Source organism: Mesorhizobium loti (genome assembly GCF_013170705.1).
GTDB classification, from domain to species: domain Bacteria; phylum Pseudomonadota; class Alphaproteobacteria; order Rhizobiales; family Rhizobiaceae; genus Mesorhizobium; species Mesorhizobium loti_D.
On sequence record NZ_CP033334.1, the window covers coordinates 3,423,263 to 3,447,445 of the forward strand.

The 24,183-nt window shown below is 65.7% G+C and carries 16 protein-coding genes; 11 read left to right on the forward strand and 5 right to left on the reverse strand.

Annotation, left to right across the window (positions count from 1 at the left end; genetic code table 11):
• The first annotated feature begins 3 nt into the window (after positions 1-3).
• Both EB815_RS16655 and EB815_RS16660 read left to right on the forward strand, forming a co-directional pair.
• On the forward strand, positions 4-3,171 hold the full coding sequence (locus tag EB815_RS16655; protein WP_056571269.1) for an efflux RND transporter permease subunit: 3,168 nt from the start codon (positions 4-6) through the stop codon (positions 3,169-3,171).
• Between the two features lie 10 nt (positions 3,172-3,181).
• Entirely contained in the window at positions 3,182-4,675 is a 1,494-nt protein-coding gene (locus EB815_RS16660; RefSeq protein ID WP_056571271.1) for an efflux transporter outer membrane subunit, read from the forward strand.
• A 48-nt stretch (positions 4,676-4,723) separates the two neighbouring features.
• Here the strand turns inward: EB815_RS16660 and EB815_RS16665 are convergent, their stop codons facing one another.
• A complete protein-coding gene (locus EB815_RS16665) occupies positions 4,724-5,383 on the reverse strand; it encodes a response regulator (RefSeq protein WP_056571274.1) in 660 nt (219 codons plus the stop codon).
• A 672-nt stretch (positions 5,384-6,055) separates the two neighbouring features.
• Between EB815_RS16665 and EB815_RS16670 the strand changes: the two genes are divergently transcribed.
• The 8 genes from EB815_RS16670 to EB815_RS16705 all read left to right on the forward strand — a co-directional run bounded on the left by EB815_RS16670 (position 6,056) and on the right by EB815_RS16705 (position 18,054).
• Positions 6,056-9,577, forward strand: a complete 3,522-nt coding sequence (locus EB815_RS16670; protein WP_171883297.1) for a beta strand repeat-containing protein — start codon at positions 6,056-6,058, stop codon at positions 9,575-9,577.
• A 331-nt stretch (positions 9,578-9,908) separates the two neighbouring features.
• Positions 9,909-11,675 (forward strand): type I secretion system permease/ATPase, encoded by a 1,767-nt coding sequence (locus EB815_RS16675; protein ID WP_065005374.1) that lies wholly within the window; start codon positions 9,909-9,911, stop codon positions 11,673-11,675.
• Positions 11,676-11,686: 11 nt separating this feature from the next.
• Positions 11,687-12,982 (forward strand): HlyD family type I secretion periplasmic adaptor subunit, encoded by a 1,296-nt coding sequence (locus tag EB815_RS16680; protein ID WP_056571278.1) that lies wholly within the window; start codon positions 11,687-11,689, stop codon positions 12,980-12,982.
• A gap of 122 nt (positions 12,983-13,104) precedes the next feature.
• The gene (locus tag EB815_RS16685; protein ID WP_056571280.1) at positions 13,105-13,791 is read left to right on the forward strand and encodes an aspartyl/asparaginyl beta-hydroxylase domain-containing protein; all 687 of its coding nucleotides are present in this window, start codon (positions 13,105-13,107) and stop codon (positions 13,789-13,791) included.
• A gap of 138 nt (positions 13,792-13,929) precedes the next feature.
• Positions 13,930-14,811 (forward strand): EamA family transporter, encoded by an 882-nt coding sequence (locus EB815_RS16690; RefSeq protein WP_056571282.1) that lies wholly within the window; start codon positions 13,930-13,932, stop codon positions 14,809-14,811.
• Between the two features lie 252 nt (positions 14,812-15,063).
• A complete protein-coding gene (locus EB815_RS16695) occupies positions 15,064-15,768 on the forward strand; it encodes an outer membrane protein (RefSeq protein ID WP_056571284.1) in 705 nt (234 codons plus the stop codon).
• Positions 15,769-15,913: 145 nt separating this feature from the next.
• On the forward strand, positions 15,914-17,299 hold the full coding sequence (locus tag EB815_RS16700; RefSeq protein WP_065005375.1) for an NfeD family protein: 1,386 nt from the start codon (positions 15,914-15,916) through the stop codon (positions 17,297-17,299).
• The gene (locus EB815_RS16705) at positions 17,296-18,054 is read left to right on the forward strand and encodes a slipin family protein (protein ID WP_056571286.1); all 759 of its coding nucleotides are present in this window, start codon (positions 17,296-17,298) and stop codon (positions 18,052-18,054) included. The genes EB815_RS16700 and EB815_RS16705 overlap by 4 nt, the downstream gene beginning before the upstream one ends.
• A gap of 172 nt (positions 18,055-18,226) precedes the next feature.
• On the opposite strand, the gene EB815_RS16710 is transcribed toward EB815_RS16705, so the two are convergent.
• The gene (locus EB815_RS16710) at positions 18,227-19,156 is read right to left on the reverse strand and encodes a LysR family transcriptional regulator (RefSeq protein WP_056571288.1); all 930 of its coding nucleotides are present in this window, start codon (positions 19,154-19,156) and stop codon (positions 18,227-18,229) included.
• Between the two features lie 98 nt (positions 19,157-19,254).
• On the opposite strand from EB815_RS16710, the gene EB815_RS16715 reads away from it, so the two are divergent.
• A complete protein-coding gene (locus EB815_RS16715) occupies positions 19,255-20,265 on the forward strand; it encodes a zinc-dependent alcohol dehydrogenase family protein (RefSeq protein ID WP_056571290.1) in 1,011 nt (336 codons plus the stop codon).
• Between the two features lie 160 nt (positions 20,266-20,425).
• Here EB815_RS16715 and EB815_RS16720 read toward each other — a convergent pair whose 3' ends face one another.
• Genes EB815_RS16720 through EB815_RS16730 form a run of 3 tightly spaced genes read right to left on the reverse strand, consistent with a single transcriptional unit; the run spans position 20,426 to position 24,170 of the window.
• Positions 20,426-22,720 carry a xanthine dehydrogenase family protein molybdopterin-binding subunit gene (locus EB815_RS16720; protein ID WP_056571292.1) on the reverse strand — a complete coding sequence of 765 codons (2,295 nt, stop codon included), beginning with the start codon at positions 22,718-22,720 and terminating at the stop codon, positions 20,426-20,428.
• Complete coding sequence (locus EB815_RS16725) at positions 22,717-23,700, reverse strand: FAD binding domain-containing protein (RefSeq protein WP_056571294.1); 984 nt, start codon at positions 23,698-23,700, stop codon at positions 22,717-22,719. The genes EB815_RS16720 and EB815_RS16725 overlap by 4 nt, the downstream gene beginning before the upstream one ends.
• Positions 23,697-24,170 (reverse strand): (2Fe-2S)-binding protein, encoded by a 474-nt coding sequence (locus EB815_RS16730; RefSeq protein WP_056571296.1) that lies wholly within the window; start codon positions 24,168-24,170, stop codon positions 23,697-23,699. Before EB815_RS16730 ends, EB815_RS16725 begins: the two co-directional genes overlap by 4 nt.
• Positions 24,171-24,183: the final 13 nt, after the last annotated feature.

A 24,183-nucleotide genomic window follows, 5' to 3' on the forward strand; every position in this document is an offset into this window, starting at 1 on the left:
GCGATGTCAGCATTCTTCATCAACCGGCCGATCTTCGCCTGGGTGATCGCCATCGTGATCATGCTGGGCGGCCTGCTCGCGCTCACCACGCTGCCGATCTCGCAATATCCGCAGATCGCGCCGACCACGGTCAACATCAGCGCCACCTATCCGGGCGCCGACGCGCAAACGGTCGAGAACTCGGTGACCAAGGTCATCGAGCAAGGCATGACCGGCATCGACAATCTCGACTACATGACGGCGACCTCGACCTCGACCGGCCAGGCCACGATCACGCTGACCTTCACCAGCGCGGCCGATCCCGACACCGCCCAGGTGCAGACGCAGAACAAGCTGCAGCTGGTGCAGTCGCAGCTGCCGCAGGTGGTGCAGAGCAACGGCATCACCGTGTCCAAATCCTCGACCGGCTTCCTGATGGTCATCGGCTTCGTCTCCAGCGACGGCAAGATGAACTCGACCGATCTTGCCGACTATGTCGACTCGACCATCAACGACACGCTGAAGCGCGTCGAAGGCGTCGGCTCGACGCAGCTGTTCGGCTCCAGCTATGCCATGCGCATCTGGCTCGATCCCGACAAGCTCGCCAAATATACGCTGATGCCGAGCGACGTGGCTGCGGCGATCCAGGCGCAGAACACGCAGGTCTCGGCCGGCCAGCTCGGCGGCATGCCGCAACGCAAGGGCCAGCAGCTCAACGCCACGGTGACGGCCAAGAGCCGGCTGCAGACCGCCGAACAGTTCCGCAACATCATCCTGAAGAGCCAGACCGACGGTTCGCTGGTTCGCCTCAACGACGTCGCCACGGTGGAGCTCGGCGCCGAGAGCTATACGACGCAAGCCAGATACAATGGCCAGCCGGCGGCCGGCGTCGCCGTCAACCTCGCAACCGGCGCCAACGCCATCAGCACGGCGGAAGCGGTGCGCGCGACGATCAACCGGCTGAGCTCGACTTTCCCGCAAGGCGTCGAGGTCGTCTACCCCTACGACACCTCGCCCTTCGTGCGGCTGTCGATCGAGGAGGTGGTCAAGACGCTGGCCGAGGCGATCGTACTGGTGTTCCTGGTGATGTTCATCTTCCTGCAGAATCTGCGGGCCACCATCATCCCGACCATCGCCGTGCCGGTGGTGCTGCTCGGCACGTTCGGCGTGCTGTCGCTGTTCGGCTATTCGGTCAACACGCTGACCATGTTCGCCATGGTGCTGGCCATCGGCCTGCTGGTCGACGACGCCATCGTCGTGGTCGAGAATGTCGAGCGCGTGATGGCGGAGGAAGATCTGTCGCCGAAAGAGGCGACGCGAAAATCGATGAACGAGATCACCGGCGCGCTGGTCGGCATTGCCACCGTGCTGTCGGCGGTGTTCGTGCCGATGGCCTTCTTCGGCGGCTCGACCGGCATCATCTACCGGCAGTTCTCGGTCACCATCGTCTCGGCCATGGTGCTGTCGGTGCTGGTCGCGCTGGTGCTGACGCCGGCGCTCTGCGCCACGATCCTGAAGCGGCCCAAGGACCATGCAACGCAGACCGGCCCGTTCGGCTGGTTCAACCGTGTCTTCGATCGCGGCACCACAGCCTATCGCGACGGTTCGCATGGAATCATCAACCGGTCCTGGCGCTTTCTCGCCGTGTTCCTTGCCATCGTCGTCGCCATGGGCTGGATGTTTGCCCGGCTGCCGAGCTCGTTCCTGCCGGAAGAGGACCAGGGCATCCTGATCACCAGCGTGTCGCTGCCGGTCGGAGCGACGCAGGACCGGACCGAGCGTGTCCTGGCCGAGGTGACCGACCACTATCTCAAGCAGGAAAAGGACGCTGTCCAGGGCGTCTTTACGGCCTCCGGCTTCGGGTTCGGCGGCGCCGGGCAGAATGTCGGCATCGCTTTCGTGCCAATGAAGGATTTCAGCCTGCGCAAATCGCCGGCCTTGTCGGCGCAAGCGGTTGCCGGGCGCGCCATGGGCGCCTTCCGAGGGATCAGGGACGCGCAGGTCTTCGCGCTTGCCCCGCCTGCCATCCAGGGCTTCGGCAACACCAACGGCTTCGATTTCTATTTGCAGGACGTCAACGGCGCCGGCCATGACGCGCTGATCCAGACGCGCAACCAGCTGCTGGGTCTTGCCGCGCAGAGCAAGCTGCTCGCCAACACCAGGCCCAACGGCCAGGAGGACCAGCCGCAATTCTCGATCGATATCGACCAGGAGAAGGCCAGCGCGCTCGGCGTCAGCCTTGCCGACATCAACAACACGCTGTCGAGCGCCTGGGGCAGCGATTACGTCAACGACTTCATCGACCGCGGGCGGGTGAAGCCGGTCTATATGCAGTCGGACGCGAACTTCCGCATGCAGCCGGAAGACCTGGACAAATGGCAGGTGCGCAATGCCGGCGGCGCCATGGTGCCGTTCTCGGCCTTCGCCTCCAGCCACTGGACGTTCGGTTCGCCGCGGCTGGAACGCTACAATGGCTCGGCGGCGGTCGAGATCCAGGGCGCGGCGGCGGCCGGCGTGAGCTCCGGTGCGGCGATGGACGAGATCGACCGGCTGGTGGCGCAACTGCCGCCCGGATATTCCCACGAATGGACCGGTCTGTCGCATCAGGAACGGCTTTCAGGCAACCAGGCGCTGTCGCTCTATGCGATTTCGGCGCTGGTCGTGTTCCTGTGCCTGGCGGCACTTTATGAGAGCTGGTCGATCCCGTTCGCGGTCATGCTGTCGGTGCCGATCGGCATTTTCGGCGCGCTCGCGGCGGCAACACTTTTCGGCCAGACCAACGACGTCTATTTCAAGGTCGGCCTGCTGACCACGATCGGCCTGGCCGCCAAGAACGCCATCCTGATCGTCGAGTTCGCCATCGAGCGGCAGGCGGCCGGCATGGGGTTGGTCGAGGCGACGCTGGAAGCGGCGCGACAACGATTGCGGCCGATCCTGATGACGTCGCTGGCCTTCATCCTCGGCGTCACGCCGCTCGCGATCGCCAGCGGTGCCGGCTCTGGCGCGCAGAACTCGGTCGGCATCGGCGTGATGGGCGGCATGATCGCGGCGACGGTGATCGGCGTGTTCCTGGTGCCGCTGCTGTTCGTCACGGTGCGGCGCATCTTCAAGGGCAAGGTGGCCAAACAGGATACCGGCCCGGATCTCGGGCAAGGCACGGACGAGAAGCCGGCGACGGCCAACCAGCAGTAAGGAACTTCCCATGACAGGTTTGGAACGTGGCCCGGTGGCCGCGGGGCGGCTCATTGCGCCCATGATCACGGCTGTTTTGCTTGCCGGATGCGTCGTCGGGCCGGATTACCGGACGCCGATCCTGCCGATGCCGGCGAACTGGAGCGGTGAGAAGCCGACGAAATCCGCCCAGCCGGCGCAGCTGTCGCAATGGTGGCAGCGCTTGCACGATCCGCAGCTCAACACGCTGGTCGCGGAAGCCGTCGCCGGCAACCTCGACGTCGCCACCGCCAAGGCCAAGATCCGCGAGGCGCGTGCCAGCTATCGCCAGAGCGCCGGCACGCTGCTGCCGTCCGTGGATGGCTCCGGCTCGGTGACGCGCGACAAGTCGTCAGAGACCACGGCGGGGACCAATTCGATCTACAGCGAATACCAGGCCGGTTTCGACGCCAGCTGGGAGCTCGACCTGTTCGGCGCCAACCGCAGGGGCGTCGAGGCCGCGCGCTACGGCGTGGACGCGGCGCAAGAGGAATTGCGCGCGACATTGCTGACGCTGGTCGGCGATGTCGCGTCCTATTACACCCAGGCGCGCGGCTACCAGGCCCGCATCGCGCTCGCCCGGCGTTCGGCCACCTCGCAGCGGCAGACCGCCGAACTCACCCGCACCATGGCGCTGGCAGGGTCGGCGACAGCGGCAGACGTCGCCAAGGCGATGGGGCAGGCGGCGAGCACCGAGGCCGCGGTGCCGACGCTGGAAGCAAGCTATGCCGAGGCGGTGCATCGCCTGTCGGTGCTCACCGGCCGGCCGCCGGCCGCGCTCAGCGAGCGACTGAAGCGCGGCAAGCCGATCCCGTCGCCGCGCCTGCCGATGCCGACCGGCATTCCCGCCGACATCCTTTTGTCGCGGCCGGACGTGCGCATGGCCGAGCGGCAATACGCGCAATACACCGCCAAGGTCGGCCAGGCCGAGGCGGCGCGCTACCCTTCGGTCAGCCTGACGGGGAACATCAGCACGGCGGCCCTCAATCTCGGCGATCTCGGCAAGAATTCGTCGATCGGCTGGTCGTTCGGGCCTTCGCTCAGCGTGCCGCTGTTCAATGCCGGCCAGCTGCAGGCCGCGGCCGATGTCGCCCGGGCGCAGCGCGACCAGTATTTCATCGCCTATCGCGCCTCGGTGCTGACCGCGCTCGAGGATGTCGAGAATGCGCTGGTGCTGATGGCGCAGGAGCGCATCCGGATCGGCAAGCTTGCCTCGTCGGCGAAATCCTATGGCGAGGCGGCGAGCCTCGAAGGCACGCTCTACAAGGCCGGCGAGACCAGCCTGCTCGATGTGCTCGACGCCCAGCGCTCGCTTTACACGGCCGAGGATTCCCTGCTGCAGAGCCGCGTCCTTCTGGCGACCAACTACATCGCCCTCAACAAGGCGCTCGGCGGCGGCTGGGACGGCGCGGTCGACAGCGCGAAGCCCGAGATCGTCGACGTCAGGACCGGGCCAAGACTGGCGTCGACGATGACGGCACCGTGACCAGTTGCGCCTGTCCTGGAGGCGAGGGCGGCCTATACGCTGGCGGCCTCATTCGCGCCCGATGCCGGCATCCAGTCCGACCTGGCCGGCGGCGAGCTGCACAAGCTGGCCTCGCGAGGCAACTTCCAATTTGCGATATATGTTGTTCATATGGATCTTCAGCGTGCCTTTCGAGATGCCGATGTCGAGCGCGATCCGCTCGTAAGGCTTGTCCCCGGCAACGAGCCGGGCGATCTCCATCTCCCGCCTGGTCAGGCGTGACGACAGGCTCCGCCATCTGATCCGGCGGGACGCCTCGATTTCAAGGGCTTCGCCGACAATTTCGGCAGGCAGCCAGTGGCCGCCGGCGGCGACCTGCCGAATGCATCTCAGCAGCGTCCCGATGGCGGACTCCTTCAGCACGATCCCGGCGACGCCGGCCATGACGATGTCGTAGAGCTGGCCTTGTGACGCGCCGGCCGTCAGCATCACACATCGCGTGCCCGGCGTTTCCTTGCCGAGTTCAACGGCAACGTCGAGTCCGCTGAAGCCCGGCATGTTCAGGTCGATCACGGCGACGTCGGGCAGGTCTTGCCTGATCCTGGTCAGTGCGCTCCTGCCATCCAGCGCGGATCCGACGACCGTATAGCCGGGGTCTCGGGCAATCAGGTCTTCCAGGCCGTGCAGGAGCAGCGGATGGTCGTCGACAATGAACACAGAAGTGACCATCTTTCAGCCGCGCTCCAACCCGGTCAGGCTCGCACACCCTATGCGATGACCCATCCCGGCAGCATCGTGTTTTCGGAAAGAATTAGCAATTACTAAATCAATGTCGATACGCTGTCGGCACCAAGGCGCCCGGTGCCGAAATGAAAACAGGTCGGTTCCGGGGCGCCATTGCCCGTCCGTGACTTGATGAGATCACGGGCCTGACTCCAGCGGCCTCGTCGGCGAGAGTGAAAGCCGACAAATTTTCATACAAATCGGCTAATGTTGCAGGTCTTTACTCCAACGTTCGTGGTATTTAACGATATTGAATTTTCGTTCGCGCCTATAACCTCGGTTATATAGACGCATCCATTGCAACCTGCGCAATATGGTTAGGGGAATATTAAGGCTCTGCCGGTCGACATCGACCGCGTGAGTTTGGGCGTGGGGCGTGGGCGTGGCAGGCGGTTCGAAGGCACTTGTGTTCCGTCATGTCGCAGAAACAGCTGGCGAAGCGAGTTCAGACTTCGCCGTCGCCTCGGTACTTTTGTCCAAATTCACCCACCTTCTTTTCGCGAAACGGTCGCTCACCGATACGCCGCGTTCCGCGGGAGCCGGGCGTCCGGAGCTCGCAAACTGGATAGACGGAAGCGGCCTGGCCGCTGACCGGACGACAATGTGGAGGAAACGATAATGGCAACAGATCTGGGCTCCGGTGTCCTTCTCGAGGCAACGACCGAGGGGTCGGGAACCGGCAACTACGATTCCTTCCTGCGGCTGCAGGCGACAGGTATCGAGGAGGGCTTTAACACCGACCAGAACGGCAACGTCCTCGATAACAAGGCGTCCTTCACCCACGACCTGCAATACGGCAACATCCAATCGATCAATGTCGGCGGCGTCGACTATCTCGAGTTCCGGCTCGACCTCAACGAAAGCAACAACGCCGTAAACGCCGACATCACGATGACCGGCCTGGATATCTACATCTCCAACGCCGGAGCGACCCTCACCGACTACAATGCAGGCTTCGCCGGATTCACCTCCGTCTTCCACCTGAGCGCCGACCAGTTGCTGATCGATTCCAACCATGGCTCGGGAACGGACGACTACCGTGTGCTCGTCCCGGTCAGCGACTTTACGGCGGCCGGCGTCTCTCCCGGATCCTATGTGACGCTGTTTTCAAGCTTCTCCGGAGCCAATGGCGGCTTCGAGGAGTGGCGCACCCTTACGACCCCCGGCACCGGCACGGATACGCCTGGAATCGGCATCGACAAGGTGACGGTCGACGGCGCGGCAACGGGCGATGGCTTGAACGTGCTCGCCGGTGATACGATCAGCTGGCAATATACGGTGAGCAACACCGGCAACGTCGCATTGTCGGACGTCACGGTCACCGACAACCAGGGTGTTGTCGTGACGGCGGTTCTCAGTGGCGGCTTCAACGTCGGCGACATCAATCACAACAACCTGCTCGACACCACCGAGACCTGGAGCTTCACCGGCAGCGGCACGGCCGTCAAAGGCGACTATGCCAATGTCGGCCACGTTTCCGCTTCAGCCGGTGCGGCTACCGTTACCAGCGACGACGGTTCCAGCTATTTCGGCGCTGATCCCGAGATCGCCATCGACAAGGTGACGGTCGACGGTACGACATCCGGTGATGGCCTGAACATCCTGGCCGGCGAGGCGATCTCCTGGAAATACACGGTCACCAATGTGGGCAACGTCGCGCTTTCGGGCGTCAACGTGACCGACAATCAGGGCGTCACCGTCACGCCGGATCTCAGCGGCGGCTTTAATGTCGGCGACACCAACCATGACGGCAAGCTCGACCTCACCGAGACCTGGACCTTCACCGGCACCGGCGTTGCCGAAAAAGGCAACTACAGCAATGTCGGCACGGCCACGGGCTCCTTTACTGACGATGCCAGTCATGTCGCCACACCTAGCGCCACCGACGGCTCCAGCTATTTCGGCGCTGATCCCGAGATCGCCATCGACAAGGTGACGGTTGACGGTACGACATCGGGCGACGGCCTCAACATCCTGGCCGGCGAGGCGATCTCCTGGAAATACACGGTCACCAATGTGGGCAACGTCGCGCTTTCGGGCGTCAACGTGACCGACAACCAGGGCGTCACCGTCACGCCGGATCTCAGCGGCGGCTTTAATGTCGGCGACACCAACCATGACGGCAAGCTCGACCTCACCGAGACCTGGACCTTCACCGGTACCGGCGTTGCCGAAAAAGGCAACTACAGCAATGTCGGCACGGCCACGGGCTCCTTTACTGACGATGCCAGTCATGTCGCCACACCTAGCGCCACCGACGGCTCCAGCTATTTCGGCGCTGATCCCGAGATCGCCATCGACAAGGTGACGGTTGACGGTACGACATCGGGCGACGGCCTCAACATCCTGGCCGGCGAGGCGATCTCCTGGAAATACACGGTCACCAATGTGGGCAACGTCGCGCTTTCGGGCGTCAACGTGACCGACAACCAGGGCGTCACCGTCACGCCGGATCTCAGCGGCGGCTTTAATGTCGGCGACACCAACCATGACGGCAAGCTCGACCTCACCGAGACCTGGACCTTCACCGGCACCGGCGTTGCCGAAAAAGGCAACTACAGCAATGTCGGCACGGCCACGGGCTCCTTTACTGACGATGCCAGTCATGTCGCCACACCTAGCGCCACCGACGGCTCCAGCTATTTCGGCGCTGATCCCGAGATCGCCATCGACAAGGTGACGGTCGACGGTACGACATCCGGTGACGGCCTCAACATCCTGGCCGGCGAGGCGATCTCCTGGAAATACACGGTCACCAATGTGGGCAACGTCGCGCTTTCGGGCGTCAACGTGACCGACAATCAAGGCGTCACCGTCACGCCGGATCTCAGCGGCGGCTTTAATGTCGGCGACACCAACCATGACGGCATGCTCGACCTCACCGAGACCTGGACCTTCACCGGCACCGGCGTTGCCGAAAAAGGCAACTACAGCAATGTCGGCACGGCCACGGGCTCCTTTACTGACGATGCCAGTCATGTCGCCACTCCTAGCGCCACCGACGGCTCCAGCTATTTCGGCGCTGATCCGCATATCACGCTGGACAAGAAGACCAACGGCGTCGACCACGGCCTTAACATCTTCCAAGGCCAGGCTGTGACCTGGACCTACGATGTCAAGAACGACGGCAACGTCGCGCTCGCCAACGTCGTCGTCAAGGACGACAATGGCACGGTCGGCACTGGTGATGATTTCAATGCCACGGCGATAACCAGCGGCGGCTTCAACACCGGCGACATCAACCACAACGGCCTGCTCGACACCAACGAAACCTGGCATTTCAAGGCGACCGGCACAGCGCAACTCGGCAGCTACGTCAACAATGCAACGGCCACCACCAATGCCTATGTCGACACGGCCGGACATTCGCTGACGCCGCTCGCCACCGACAGCAGCGACTATGAGGGCTTCTCGAACAAGGCGCTGACCCAGGGGTTCTGGGGAAGCCATTCCGATGCGTGGGATGGTGTCACCGGTCACGAAAGCAATCCCACCAAGAGCGCTTTCAACAGTGGCGTCATCTGGGGGCTGGACATCAACCCGCGCCACGACGGCAACCTGCTGCTCGGCGACAGCAATGGCAACGGCGTTGCCGACGCCGGCGAACACACCCTGCTGATTTCGAATTCCCTGGCCAAGGCCATAGAATCGAGTTCGACCGGCGGTGACGCGCGCGTCATCATGCTGCAGCAGGTGATCGCCGCTCAGCTCAACATAGACAACCACGTTGCCCAGCCCAACGACTTGATCACCGAGGCGATGATGTGGCTGAAGGGCGAGGGGGTATGGGCCGGACTCAACGTCAATGTCGACGGAGGTGACGGGATTATTGATGGAAACGCCGCTGGCACGGGGTTGGCAGGGTCCGCGCTGAAGACAAGCTCGACGGCCTGGACCAAGTATGTCGACGTCACCGATCCGAGCTCCGGCATCACCGACTGGAACGGCGGCAAGGAGGCCGACGGCGAGGGCCTGAAGAACGCGCTGATGTGGTTCAACCAGGGGCAATTGGTGACATCCGGGGCAGGCGGCCATGTAGCCTGGTTCGATGGGGCCAACATCATCGACGAGCATCCCAACACGCTCGATCAATTCTGGCTCACCTTGCACGAAGTGGGGGGCCTCACGGGCATCGCCTGAGGCCGGCGTCCGGCCTTTCGGCCGGGTGTTTGCCGCAGCTTCGCCCGCGTGAAATGGCATGGAAAGGGGCTTCACCATCTTCACTTCGGCGCAGGCCAGGATCAGGTCCTTGGGTCTGGTTCTGATCGCCTGCGCCCTTTTTCTTGCCCTCGGCGGCGTGCTGACAACGTCGGCGGGGATCTGGTTGGTCTGTCTGGCGCTGGCGATATCCGGCGCGCTTGTGCTGTTTCGGAGACGCAATCCCTTTCGCGCCGAAACCGGTCCGGACGCAGCCCCCGGCGCCGCGGCGACGGCGCGAAGGGCTGCCGGGTCCAGTACCCGGCAGCCCAATATCCTGCAGCAGGGATCGGAACTCTCGGCGGCAATCAAATCCTGCCGCTCCGCCTTTATCGCCATTGCGCTGTTCAGCGGCGTCCTCAATGTGCTGATGCTGTCCAGTTCGATCTACATGCTCGAGGTCTACGATCGCGTGCTGCCGAGCCGCAGCGTGCCGACGCTGATCGGCCTCAGCCTGCTCGTCGCCATCCTCTATGCCGGGCAAGGCGTGCTCGATTTCATCCGCGGCCGCATCCTGGTGCGCATCGGCGGCGCCCTCGACGAGGCGCTCGGCGCCCGCGTCTATTCCAGTGTCCTCAAGCTGCCGCTCAAGGTCGGGCGCAATGGCGACAGCATGCAGCCGGTGCGCGATCTCGACAGCGTGCGGACCTTCCTGTCCGGTTCCGGCCCGACCGCCTTGTTCGACCTGCCGTGGCTGCCGCTCTATCTGGTCATCATCTTCATGTTCCACGTGCTTCTCGGCGTGACGGCCCTGATCGGCGCGATCGTGCTGGTGCTGTTGACCGTCTTTGCCGAGCGGCTGACGCGCAAGCCGGTCACATCAGGCACCCAGACCGGCATCATCCGCAACGGCCTGACCACGACCGGCAACCGCAACGCCGAAGTCATTGCTGCTCTCGGCATGGGCGGCAGGATGGCAAAACGATGGGAAGAGGCCAATCGCGACTATCTCGCCGAGCAGCGCAGCGTCAGTGACATTGCCGGCGGCTTTGGCGCCGTGTCCAAGGTGCTGCGCATGCTCTTGCAATCGGCAATGCTCGGCATCGGTGCCTGGCTGGTGATCGAGCAGCAGGCGACCGCGGGCATCATCATCACCGCCTCGATCCTGAGTGGCCGGGCGCTGGCGCCCGTCGATCTGGTCATCGCCAACTGGAAGGGCTTCGTGACCGCGCGGCAGGGTTGGCTGCGGCTGACCAGGATCCTCGCCGCATTACCGGCCGATGCCGAGCCGATGGCCATGCCGGCGCCGAGCCGCCACGTCTTCATGCAAGGTGTCAGCGTCGTGGCGCCCGGCACGCAGCGTCTTCTGCTGCAGGATGCCAGCTTTGCGCTGGAAGCAGGACACGCGGTCGGCATCATCGGCCAGAGCGGTTCGGGCAAGTCGACGCTGGTCAGGGCGCTTGTCGGCGCCTGGCCGTCCGCCGCCGGCAGGGTCAGGCTCGATGGCGCCGACCTCGACCAGTGGTCGCCGGAGGATCGCGGCCAGTTCATCGGCTACCTGCCACAGGACGTCGAGCTGTTTGCTGGCTCGATCGCACAGAACATCGCGCGTTTCGAACCCGGCGCCGATCCCGCATTGGTGATTGCCGCCGCCAGGGCAGCCGGCGCGCATGATCTCATCGTCGGTTTCCGCGACGGCTACGAGACGCAGATCGGCGAACTCGGCGAGGCCGTCTCGGCCGGCCAGCGCCAACGCATCGCGCTGGCACGCGCTCTCTACCGCGATCCGTTCCTGGTGGTGCTCGACGAACCGAACTCCAACCTCGACGCCGAAGGCGAGCAGGCGCTGTTCCAGGCGATTGTCTCGGTGCGGCAGCGAGGCGGCATCGTCGTGCTCGTGGCGCATCGGCCTAGCGCGCTCGGCACGGTCGATTTCATCCTCGCCATGAGCCAGGGCCGCGTTCAGGCGTTTGGGCTCAAGGAAGACGTTCTCAACAAGCTGTTTCCGCGGCCGCAGCCGGCCGCGGCCACCGTGCCGCACCTCAGGCTCGCCACCGAAGGGCCGGCGACGCCAGGCACGGTGGCGGCGGCGGGCGAGTGATTGGGGGAACGATGCAGAGCTCCTCTCACCAATCCATCCGGCATTACTTGCATTTGGGCCTCATCGCGGTCGCGCTGCTGGTCGGCGGTGTCGGCGGCTGGGCCTCGCTGACACGGATTTCGGGAGCGGTCATCGCCTCCGGGGTTCTCGTCGTCGATTCCCATGTCAAGGACGTGCAGCATTCGACCGGCGGCATCGTCGGCGAGATCGCGGCGCGTGATGGTGACCGCGTCAAGCGCGGCGCTCTGCTCGTGCGCCTCGACCCGACCGTGCCGGCGGCCAACCTTGCCGTCGTCACCAAGGCGCTCGACCAGTTGGCGGCACGCGAGGCGCGCCTCGAAGCGGAGCGCCGGGGCGCGGATGTCATCGCCTTTCCGCAGGACCTTCTCGATCGCCGCGGCGATCCGGCGATCGCCGAGCTCATGGCTGGCGAGCAACAGGTTTTCGAGACGCGACGCGCGGGGCGTTCCGGCCAGAAGAGCCAGCTGCAGGAGCGCATCCTGCAGCTGCAGAAGGAGATTGGCGGGGACACGGCGCAAGCCGATGCCAAGTCGCAGGAAATCACGCTCGTCGAGGAGGAACTGGCCAGCATACGCGCGCTGTGGAAGAAGCGGCTGATCTCGATCGACCGCCTGACCGCCATGGAGCGCGAGTCGGCACGGCTCGATGGCGAGCGCGGCCAGCTGACGGCGGCCCTGGCGCAGGCCCAGGGCAAGATCGCCGAGATCAATCTGCAGATTCTCCAGATCGACCTCGAGCTCGGCACCGACGTCAACAAGGATCTGCGCGAGATCGACGGCAAGGTCGGCGAATTGACGGAGCGCAAGATCGCCGCCGAGGACCAGCTCAGGCGCATCGACATCCGCGCGCCCCAGGATGGCGTCGTGCAGCAGTCCATCGTCCACACCATCGGCGGCGTCATCACCCCTGGCCAGACGATCATGCAGATCGTGCCCGACAGCGACAGCTTGACGGTCGAAGCCAAGATCGCGCCGAGCGACATCGATCAGCTCTGGGTTGGCCAGCCGGCGGCGCTGCGCTTTTCAGCCTTCAACCAGCGCACCACGCCGCAAATCAACGGCACGGTAGAGCTGACTTCGCCGGACACCACGACCGACCAGCGTACAGGCATCAGCTACTACACCGTTCGCATCGCGACCACGCATGCGGAGGTGGCGCGCCTCGGCGAGGTCAAGCTGGTTCCCGGCATGCCCGTCGAATCTTTCATCAAGACCGCGGACCGGACCGTGATCTCCTATCTCGTCAAACCGCTGCAAGATCAGATCAGCCGCGCCTTCAGGGAATGAGGGGATTCTGGAGCAGGGCCGGTGCGACCGGACCACGGCTGGCGGGCAGCGCACGGCGTCGTGAACAAGATGTGTAACGAAAATCAAGGGCCATCCGTCTATGGTGCGACGGAGGCCATGAGATGTCGCGCACTTATGATCTTGCATCCGATGTGATCCGGCGTGTCTATGAAAGGCGGATAGAGGCGCCGGCGATCCTCGATACCGCTATCGAATTTCCCAACGCGGCGAAATTCATCGACGCGTGGCGTGAAATCCGCGGCGAAGCGATGGGCGTGCATCTGGGCAAGGTGCCGCGTTTTCACGACATCATGCCCGAGCAGGCCGAAATCTCGGCCAATGACGGCCTCGACTGGCGCATGTTCGTGCTCAAGGCCTATGACATGGCGGTTCCGGAGAACCTTGCGCGGATGCCGGTTCTCAGCCGGTTGCTTGCCGAATGCCCGGAAGTCAAATCGGCGGCCATCTCGTTCCTCGCGCCGCGCAAGCACATTCCCAGCCATCGCGGACCCTTTCGCGGCATCATGCGGTTCCACCTCGGCCTGGTCATCCCGCGACAGGCCGATGGCCGCCCGGCAACCGTCATGATGATCGACCATCAGGAGAAACGGATCAGCGACGGCGAAGGCATGCTGTGGGACGACACCTATCCGCACGAGGTGATGAACAATGCCGATGAAGCCCGCATAGCCCTTCTGCTGGATGTCTGGCGTCCGGGAATGCCCTGGGACATGGAAGTCCTGTCCAGGCTGATCGTGCGCGGCGTGCAGGCGGGAATGCGGCGCAGGGGCGTGTCGTTCGGCGGCTGAGCCGGCGGCGGGCGACAGCGCCGTGCGACGGCCGTGTCCCATCAAGCGCCGCGCGCTGTCTCACGACAGGCGCGCCGGTTCGGCCTATCCCGATGCCGCCGGAGGGCTTGTGCCCGGCGGCGCGGAGGATAGTACCAAGTGACATCGATACCGGTTGCCAGTCGCGAAGCGGCGCCCTTGCCCGTCGCGGCGCTGATGGGCGCGATGGTGTCGATCCAGATCGGCGCCACTTTCGCCAAGACCCTGTTTCCGGTGATCGGTGCGCAAGGCACGACGACGCTGCGGCTGGTCGTCGGCGCGCTGATGCTGATCGCGGTGCTGCGTCCGTGGCAGATGCGGCCGACGCGTGCCAACTTGCCCTGGCTCGTTGCCTATGGAGTGACGCTCTGCGCGCTCAACCTCCTGTTTTACGCGGCTCTTGCCAGGATCCCGCTCGGCGTCGCCGTGGCGCTCGAATTTTCCGGGCCGCTGCTGGTGGCGACACTGACGTCGCGGCGCGCCAGCGACTTTGCCTGGATCGCGCTGGCGGTGGCAGGCATCATCCTTCTGTCGCCCTTCATCCATTCTCAGCAGCCGCTTGACCCGACCGGGGTTATGCTGGCGCTGGCGGCCGGCGGCTTCTGGGCGCTCTACATCGTGCTCGCCCAGAAGACGGGCGCCGAGCTTGGCACCCGCACCACCGCCTATGGCATGGCGATCGCCGCCGTGCTGGTGCTGCCCTTCGGTATCGCCGAGGCCGGCACGGGGCTGCTGGCGCCGTCGATCCTGGTCGGCGCCCTGCTCGTCGGCCTGTTTTCCAGCGCGCTGCCGTTCTTCCTGGAGATGGTGGCGCTGACCCGGATGCCGGCCCGCATCTACGGCACGCTGACCTGCCTGGAGCCGGGGCTCGGCGCGCTCGCCGGCTTCCTGTTCCTGCATGAAAGCCTGAGCCCGGCGCAACTGGCCGGTATCGCCGCCGTCATCGCGGCGGCCGCCGGCACGGCGCTGACCTCGAAGCCACCGGTGCCGTCGCCGGAGTAGGGGTACCACAGCGCCGTCCTCGCCGGTGCCTTCGGTGTCACGGCGGCCAATGCCGCGTTCGCGCCGATCGACTGCGGCTGAATGGTCACACCGATCGGGAAAGCGGCGTGTCGCTTTCCCGGACAATTCCGGTGCGACCCAGCCCAAGACGCAGCCGGCGGACAATGCAACACCGGGGGCCTCGACCACACCTGGATCGCCACGGAGTATTTTCGTGGCGAGGACCACAACATATGGGGCGGCAGACAAACAATGAAAATCATTCTTCTCGCGACGGCCTTCATTCTGGCGCCTGTCGGCATGGCGTGCGCGGCCGACCTCAATGAGGTCTCGCCTGTTGCCGGCTACGACTGGTCCGGCCTCTATGCCGGCGTCGACGCGGGCTACGCAGCCGGAAAATCCAATCTGTTCATCGCCGGCGGTGGGTTCGGCGGCGGATCCGACCTCAACGTGCCGCTTGATCCGGACGGTTTTGTCGGCGGCATCCATATCGGCGCCAACTACCAGATGGCGAACAGCTTCGTGATCGGCGCCGAGGCCGACATCGCCTACAGCAATGCCGACGGACTGACACCTGTCGACACCGGCGGCGGTGGCGTCACCACATTGCTCAAGAGCGAACTCAAATGGGAGGGATCGGCGCGGCTGCGGGCGGGCTATGCGTTCGACCGGACCTTGCCCTACATCACCGCCGGCGTGGCCGCGGCCAAATATGAAGTGACCGCGATCAGCGCCGGCCCCGGCGGCGAAATACCGTTTCACGACGAGAGCCATGTCGGCTGGACCGTTGGCGCCGGCATCGAGCACGCTTTCACCGACAGGTGGATCGCGCGGGCCGAATACCGCTACTCCGATTTCGGCAGCCAGGATCTGTCGATAGCGGCCGGCCTGCCCACGGAGACGAAGGTCGACCTGCAGACGCACGATGTCCGGGTAGGGCTCAGCTACAAGTTCTGATCCCCCAGAGCGAACAATACCCCGCCCCGACCTTTCCGGCGCGGGTCCGCAATCCGTCGTCGCTTCGGCCTTCGCCGGCCGCCGACTTCGGCTCCTCTTGGACTCGCCAAAATACAACCCATATTGAGTCCATGGAGCTTTGAGCGTGACCTTCGCGCGGGTGGCCCTTCTGGCCGCGGCCTTCGTCGCCGTGGCTGTCTTTTCTCCCTTCTCTTCGGCCGGGAGCGAGAGGGTCGCGCTGAGCGTCGCCATCGACGGCGCCATCGGGCCGGCAAGCAGCAGGCAGCTCGAGGAAGCGCTCGATGCCGCCGCCAAGCGGGACGCCTCGGTTCTTATCCTTCAGCTCGACACGCCGGGCGGGCTGGTCACCTCGATGCGCGAGATGATCGCCGATATACTGGCTTCGCCGGTACCCGTCATCGGCTATGTCGCGCCGGCCGGCGGCCATGCGGCTAGCGCCGGCACCTACATCCTCTATGCCACCCATGTCGCGGCGATGGCGCCGGGAACCAATCTCGGCGCCGCGACGCCGGTCGAGATCGGCGGGCTGCCGTCGCTTCCTGGCGGCGAGAAGGACGACCAGAAGGACAAGAGCGACCAGAAGAGCCAGGGCGGACGGCCGGCAGGCGACGCGATGATGGCCAAGGTGACCAATGACGCGGTCGCCCTGATCCGGTCGCTTGCCGAATTGCGCGGGCGCAATGGCGACTGGGGCGAGAAGGCGGTGCGCGAGGCGGCGAGCCTGTCGGCCAATGCGGCGCTGCAGGAACATGTCATCGACTTCGTCGCCCGCGACACCACCGAACTGTTGCAACTGGCCGACGGGCGCACTGTCGATGTCGCCGGCAAGAAAGTGGTGCTGGCGACCAAGGGGCTGCCGGTCGAGACGCTGGAGCCCGGCTGGTTCATCCGGCTGCTCGGCGTCGTCACCGATCCGAACGTCGCCGTCATCCTGATGCTGGTCGGCGTCTATGGCATCGTCTTCGAGTTCACCAGCCCCGGAGCGGTCGCGCCCGGCGTCATCGGCACGCTTTGCCTCGTGCTCGGCCTCTATGCGCTCGACCTCCTGCCGATCAACTATACCGGCCTTGCCCTGATGCTGCTCGGCCTCGCCTTCCTCGTCATCGAGGCCTTCAATCCCACCGTCGTGCTTGGGCTCGGCGGCGTGGCCGCCTTTCTGTTCGGCGCCGCCATGCTGCTGCGGGTAGAGGGCCCGGGCTTTGCCATGTCCTGGGCCGTCATCGGTCCCGCCGCGGCGCTGACGCTCGGGCTGGCGCTGCTGACCGGCACCTATGTCTGGGCGGCGCGCAAGAACCCGCCGCGCGTCGGCGGCGAAGCCATGCGCGGGCAGCCGGCCGAGATCCTCGACTGGCAGGGCACGGAGGGCCATGTCCTGGCCCTGGGCGAGCGCTGGCGGGCGAAGGCCGACGAACCGATCGCGGCCGGCGACAGTGTCGAGGTCACCGATATCAGCGACCTCGTGCTGACGGTGCGGAAGCGCGACGCGGCAAGGAATGGAGCAACACAATGATGATTGGTTATGTCGCCTATCTGTTCGTCGCACTGGTCGTGATCATGTTCCTGTCCTCGGCCATCCGCATCCTCAGGGAATATCAGCGCGGCGTGGTCTTCACGCTCGGCCGCTTCACCGGGGTCAAGGGCCCCGGCCTCATCATCCTTGTTCCCTTCGTGCAGCAGATGGTGAAGGTCGACCTGCGGGTGGTGGTGCAGGACGTGCCGCCACAGGACGTGATCTCGCGCGACAATGTCTCGGTCAAGGTCAACGCGGTGCTCTATTTCCGCATCGTCGACGCCGAGCGGGCGGTGATCCAGGTCGAGGACTACATGGCCGCCACCAACCAGCTGGCGCAGACCACGCTGCGCTCGGTGCTCGGCAAACATGAGCTGGACGAGATGCTGGCCGAGCGCGACAAGCTCAACAGCGACATCCAGGAGATCCTCGACCAGCGCACCGACGCGTGGGGCATCAAGGTGTCCAATGTCGAGATCAAGCATGTCGACCTCAACGAGAACATGGTCCGCGCCATCGCCAAGCAGGCCGAAGCCGAGCGGCTGCGGCGCGCCAAGGTGATCAACGCCGAGGGCGAACAGCAGGCGGCGGCGAAACTGGTCGAGGCGGGCCGCATGCTGGCGGCCGAGCCGCAGGCCATGCAGTTGCGCTATTTCGAGGCCCTGCACGACATCGCCGGCGAGCGCTCGTCGACGGTTGTGTTCCCGCTGCCGGTGGATCTGCTCAGCCAGTTCATGAAGGGGCAGGGGAAGTGAGGGACGTGCACGTAATCTCCCCCCTCGAGGGGGATGTCGCCGAAGGCGACAGAGGGGGTCGGTGCGTCCTGACGCGACCTCTTATCTTCGGCAGGGGAGGCCGGCGCTCCACGCGAGGCGACCCCCTCTGGCCTGCCGGCCATCTCCCCCTCAAGGAGGGAGATTGGCAGCTTCACCGCCGCCAGGGCGGTTCCGGCGCGAAGCGCTTGCCGATCCAGTCGGCGAAGGCGCGGGTCTTGGCGGCTTGGCCCTTGGCCGAGGGCATGACGACATGGACCGCGCCTTCGTCGGCCAGCGTCCACTCCTCCAGCACAGGCACCAGCCGTCCGTCGGCAAGTTCGCGGCCGACCAGCCAGTCGGTGCTCATCATCAGGCCGACGCCCTGCACGGCGGCCTCGACCAGCACCTCGGCATCGTCACTGACCAATGGTCCGGAAACCTCGACGCGCGCGCGCCGGCCCTCGCGGTCGGTCATCTCCCAGGCCGGAAAGGTCTGGAAGCCACTGAAGCCCAGGCAGGAATGTCCGAGCAGCGCCCGCGGTGTTTCCGGCCGGCCCTTTCGGGCGAGATAGGAGGGGGCCGCGCAGAGCAGCCGGCGCCGCGTCGCCACCTTGCGCGCCACCAGGCGCGAATCCTCCAGCGCGCCGAGCCGCACGGCGACGTCGAAATTCTCGGCGACCAGATCGGCGAAGCGGTTGGAGAATTCGGCCTCGATGCGGACATCGGGAAATTCGGCAAGGAATTGCGGCAGCAGCGGCCCGATCCACATGCGCCCGAACGTGCCGGGCAGCGCCAGCCTGAGCAGGCCGCGCGGACCGCCGCCGGCATGCGCCGACGCGGCGGCCTCGGCCTCGTCGACGGAAGCGAGGATGGCGCGCACGCGCACCAGGAATTCGGCGCCCGCCTCGGTCAGCGAGACGCTGCGCGTCGTGCGGGAGAGCAGCCTTACCCCCAGCCGCTCCTCCAGCGATTGCAGGCGCCGCGACAGGATGGTCGCGTCGCGGCCGACACGCGCCGCCGCTTTGGTGAAGGAGCGCGCCTCGGCAATGGCCGCGAAGGCAGCCATTTCGGCAAGGGCCGCCGGCTCATGGGATTGCTGCATGATTTGCAATACTCAAATGTAGAAGATCAGGATTATCCAGAAATAACGCAGCAACTAGGTTCACTCAACCCCATCAATCGTCCCACCGGAGTGAAACCATGAAAGCCATCGAACTCAGCCAACCCAGGCTGGACGCCTTCCGCGCCGCCACCGTTGCAACCCCTGAGCCGCAACGCGGCGAGGTGCTGATCCGCCAGCGTGCGGCGAGCCTCAACTTCGTCGACGTCGCGGTGGCGAGCGGCAATTATCCCGGACCGGTCTTTCCGCTGATCCCCGTCGCCGACGGTGCCGGCGAGATCGTCGCGGTGGGTGAGGGCGTCACGAGATTCAAAACGGGCGATCGCGTCGTCGCCCACGCCAAGCCACGCTGGATCGGCGGCCCGCCGCGCCCTTACGAGATGACGCAGATGCGCGGCGTCGCGCTGCCGGGGTCGCTGGCCGAATATGTCGCGCTGCCGGCCAATTCGCTCGTGCCGGTCCCGGCGCATCTTTCCTTCGAGGCGGCGTCGACGCTGCCGATCGCCGGCACCACCGCCTGGAACGCCATCCGCGTGGCCAATGTCGGGCCGGGCTCGGTCGTGGTGCTGCTTGGCACCGGCGGCGTCTCGATCTTCACCCTGCAGCTGGCGAAAGCCGCCGGTGCCACCGTCATCGTCACCTCGTCGTCGGACGAGAAGCTGGAGCGGGCTAAGGCACTTGGCGCCGATCATCTCATCAACTACCGAGCGACACCTGATTGGGACGGCAAGGTGCTGGAGCTGACCGACGGCCTCGGCGCCGACCTTGTGGTCGAGACCGGCGGCACCGCTACCTTCGCCCGCGCCATCAACGCTACCGCGCCCGGCGGCACGCTGTTCACCATCGGCTTCGTCACCGGCGCCGAGGCCACGGTCAACCTGCTGCCGATCATCATCAAGGCGCTGAAGGTGATCGGCAACAACACCGGGTCGGTATCGGACCTCCGCGACGCCGCCCGCGCCGTCGGCGCGGCGGGGATCGAGCCGGTCGTCGACAAGGTGTTTTCACCTGGCGAAGCGGCTGAAGCCTATGCCCACATGGCCGCCGGCGGCCTGCATTTCGGCAAGCTGGTGTTCGGCCTGGAGTGGTGAGGAGCTGATCTCCCCCCTTGAGGGGGAGATGTCGCCGAAGGCGACAGAGGGGGTCGGTTCGACCGGGCGCGACCTTCTTTCGACGATCGGAGGTTGGCGCTTCACGCGAGACGACCCCCTCTGGCCTCCCGGCCATCTCCCCCTCGAGGGGGGAGATCCCTCAGATCAGTTTCTCCAGCGTGATCGGCAAATCCCGCACCCTCTTTCCCGTCGCATGGAACACCGCGTTGGCGATCGCCGGCGCGACGCCGACGATGGCGAGTTCCCCGACGCCCTTGCCGCCGAGCACCGAGGAATGCAGGTCGGGGATGCCGACCGAGATCACATCTATGTCAGGGATGTCGGCATTGGTCGGCACCAGATAGTCGGCGAGGTTGTTGTTGACGATGCGGCCATGGCGGCGGTCGACTATGCCTTCCTCGAGCAGGGCTTGGCCGATGCCCATGATGATGCCGCCCTTCCACTGGCTCTCGGCGAGCTTCGGGTTGTAGAGCCGGCCGGAATCCAGCGCCGACACCACGCGTGACACACGCACCGTGCCGAAATCCTCATCGACGCGCACCTCGATGAAATGCGCGCACCAGGAGTGGCGGGAATAGTCGCCCTCGGTGTGCGGCAGCGCCATGGCGATGGTGGTGTAGTTCTTGTAGCGGTCCTCGGCGGTCGAATTGGCAGGCATGGTGTCGCCGGTCGCTTCGATGCGGTCGCGCCCGACGCTCTTGAGCAGGTCGGCGATCGAGACATCGGCGCGGTCGCCGCGCGGCGAGCCGATGCGGCCATTGGCGACCACCAAGGTGTTCGCCTGCAGCGCGTGGAAGGGCGAGCGCGGGTCGCTGATCGCCAAGCCCACCAGCTGGTCGAGCGCCGAGGTTGCCGCCTTGTGGACGGCACCCGTCATCACGCCGGCAAGGCGCGAGCCGCCGGTGACGCCGGCGCGGGGAAAGCGGGAGTCACCGAGCTTCACCACCACGTCGTCGGCGCTCACGCCGACCGTTTCGGCGGCGGTCTGCGCCAGGATGGTGTAGGTGCCCTGGCCCATGTCGATCGAGGAGCTTTCGACCTCGACCGAACCGTCGGCGAGGATGCGCACGACCGCCTCGCCATAGGCGCGCCGCACCGGATAGGTGCCGGCGGCGACGCCCCAGCCGATCAAATGGTTGCCGTCGCGCATCGAGCGCGGCGCCGGCGTGCGCCTGGCCCAGCCGAAGCGTTCGGCACCCGCTGCGAAAGCCTCGCGCAACTGCCTGGTCGACCAGGCTTTTTTCGCTTCCGGGTCCTGTTCGGCATAGTTGCGCAGCCGGATCTCCAGCGGGTCGATGCCGACCTCGTAGGAGAGCTCGTCGATGGCGCTTTCAATGCCGAAGGCCGAGGGGTTTTCGCCAGGCGCGCGCATGGCGCCCGGCACCACGGAATTCACCCGCACGACATTCTGCCTCGAGGAGAAATTCGGCGTCGCGTACATGATCGAGGTGACCGATCCCAGCGGCTCGACCCACATGCCGTCGATGGAGGTTTCATTGACGCCGCGATGCACGATCGACTGGATCACGCCGTCATGGTCGGCGCCGATCGTCACCGTCTGCCGGGTCGCGGCGCGGCCGCCATAGCCGGTAAAAGTCTGCGGCCGCGTCATCACCAGCTTCACCGGCCGGCCCAGCATTCTGGCGGCACTCGCGGCAATCGCGCCGTGGCTGAGCGCCAGCGCCTTGGAGCCGAAGCCGCCGCCGATATAGGGCGAGACCAGCCGCACATTCTCGAACGGCACTTCGAACCATTCGGCATAGGTGCGGGCCATGCCGTCCAGCCACTGGCTGGGCTCCCACACGGTCAGGCGATCGCCTTCCCAGCGCGCGATCAGGCCATGCGGCTCCATCGGCGCCTGGTATTCGCGCGGCGTGTTGTAGGCGGCGCAGATCCGCACCGGCGCCGAGGCGAAGGCGGTGGCCGCATCCCCCCATTCCTTGGTCATGGCGTCGATCGGGATGCCATCGCCGGCCTTGCCGTCGCTGAGGTCGACGATTGAAGGCGTCTCGTCATAGCTGACCTTGACCAGCGCCGCGGCGGCGACCGCCTGCTCGAAGGTCTCGGCCACGACAGCGGCGACATGCTGGCCTGAAAAGGTGATGTCGCGCGCCAGCGGGCAATAGGGCTTGTCCGGCGGCGGCGTGCCGAACCAGTCCGACGCGGTTCTCAGGCTGATGATGGTGTCCGGCGTCAGCACCTTGAGCACGCCCGGTGCTGCCTCCGCCCGCGCGGTGTCGATCGCGCGCACCTTGCCGGAGGCAATCGTGCTCTCGACCAGCACGGCATGGGCGAGGCCTTCGAGCTGCTGCTCGACGGCGTATTTGGCCGCGCCGGTGATCTTGGCCGGTCCGTCGACGCGCGACAGCCGGCCGCCGACGGCTTGCGCCAGCGCGCCATCCGAGGCGTCGCCGTGTCTTGCGTGAACAGTCATGCCGTCTCTCCCAATTTGAGGATGGCCCGCGCGACGACGCGCGGCGCGAGCTCGATCTTGTAGTGGTTGGCGCCGTGGTCGACAGCGCCTTCGACGGCAAGCAGGCTGGCCGCGCGGACGGCGTCCGGTTCCAGCACCTTGCCTATCAACGCCGCCTCCACGGCCCGCGCCCGCCACGGCTTCGTCGCGACGCCGCCGAGCGCCACGCGCAGGTCGCGGATGGTGCGCCCATCGGGTTCCAGTTCGAGACCGACTGCGGCACTCGCGGCGGCGAATTCATAGGATTGCCGGTCGCGGATCTTCAAATAGGTCGAGCGGTGCGCGGCGGCGGATGAGGGGACCTCGATGGCGGTGATCATCTCGCCCGGCTTGATCGCGTGCTCCTTGTCGGGCGTAGTTCCCGGTAGCAGGAAGAAGTCGTCGACCGGGATGCGGCGCTCGCCGAGATGGACTGTCGCGTCGAAGGCAACCAAAGCGGTGGCGAGGTCGCCGGGATACATGGCGATGCAGGCCTCGCTGATGCCGAGCACGGCGTGACCACGGGTAACGCCGCCGATCGCCGAACAGCCAGAGCCGGGTTCACGCTTGTTGCAGGCGGAAAAATTCGCGGGATCGCGGAAATAGGGGCAGCGCGTGCGCTGCATCAGATTGCCGCCGATGGTCGCCATGTTGCGGATCTGCGCCGAGGCCGCCTGCCAGAGCGCTTCGGAGATTGCGGGGAAGCGGCTCCTGATGTCGGCGTGAACGGCGACATGGCTCATTCGGGCCAGCGCGCCGATGGTGGCGCGGTGTTCGCCCACTTCGATCCGGTCGAGCCCCTTGAGGTGGGTGATGTCGACCAGCGTGTCGGGCTCGGCGACGCCGCATTTGGCGAGATCGATCAGCGTCGTGCCGCCGGCAAGCAGCATGGCGCCGGGGAGGGCCGCTGCCTGGCGTGCGGCATCAAGCGAGCCGGCGCGGAAATAGGAAAAATCCCTCATGATGTGACCTCCAGGGCTGCCTGGCGGACAGCGGCGACAATGTGCGGATAGGCGCCGCAGCGGCAGAGATTTCCGGCCATGTATTCGCGGATTTCCTCATCCGAGCCGGTATGGCCCTCGCGGATGCAGGCGACCGCCGACATGATCTGGCCGGGCGTGCAATAGCCGCACTGGAAGGCGTCCTGCTCGAGGAAGGCAGCCTGCACGGGATGCAGTTCGCCCTCCCGTGCAAGCCCCTCTATGGTGGTGATGGCGCGGCCCTCGGCCTGCGCCGCCAGGGTGAGACAAGCCAGCACGCGCTCGCCGTCGACATGCACCGTGCAGGCGCCACACTGGCCGTGGTCGCAGCCCTTCTTGGTGCCGGTCAGGCCGAGCCGCTCGCGCAAGGCATCGAGCAGCGTCACGCGGGGTTCGAGTTCCAGGTGATGATGGGTGCCGTTAATGTCGAGATGCATGGGGATTTTCGTCATGGGCGTCGGGCTC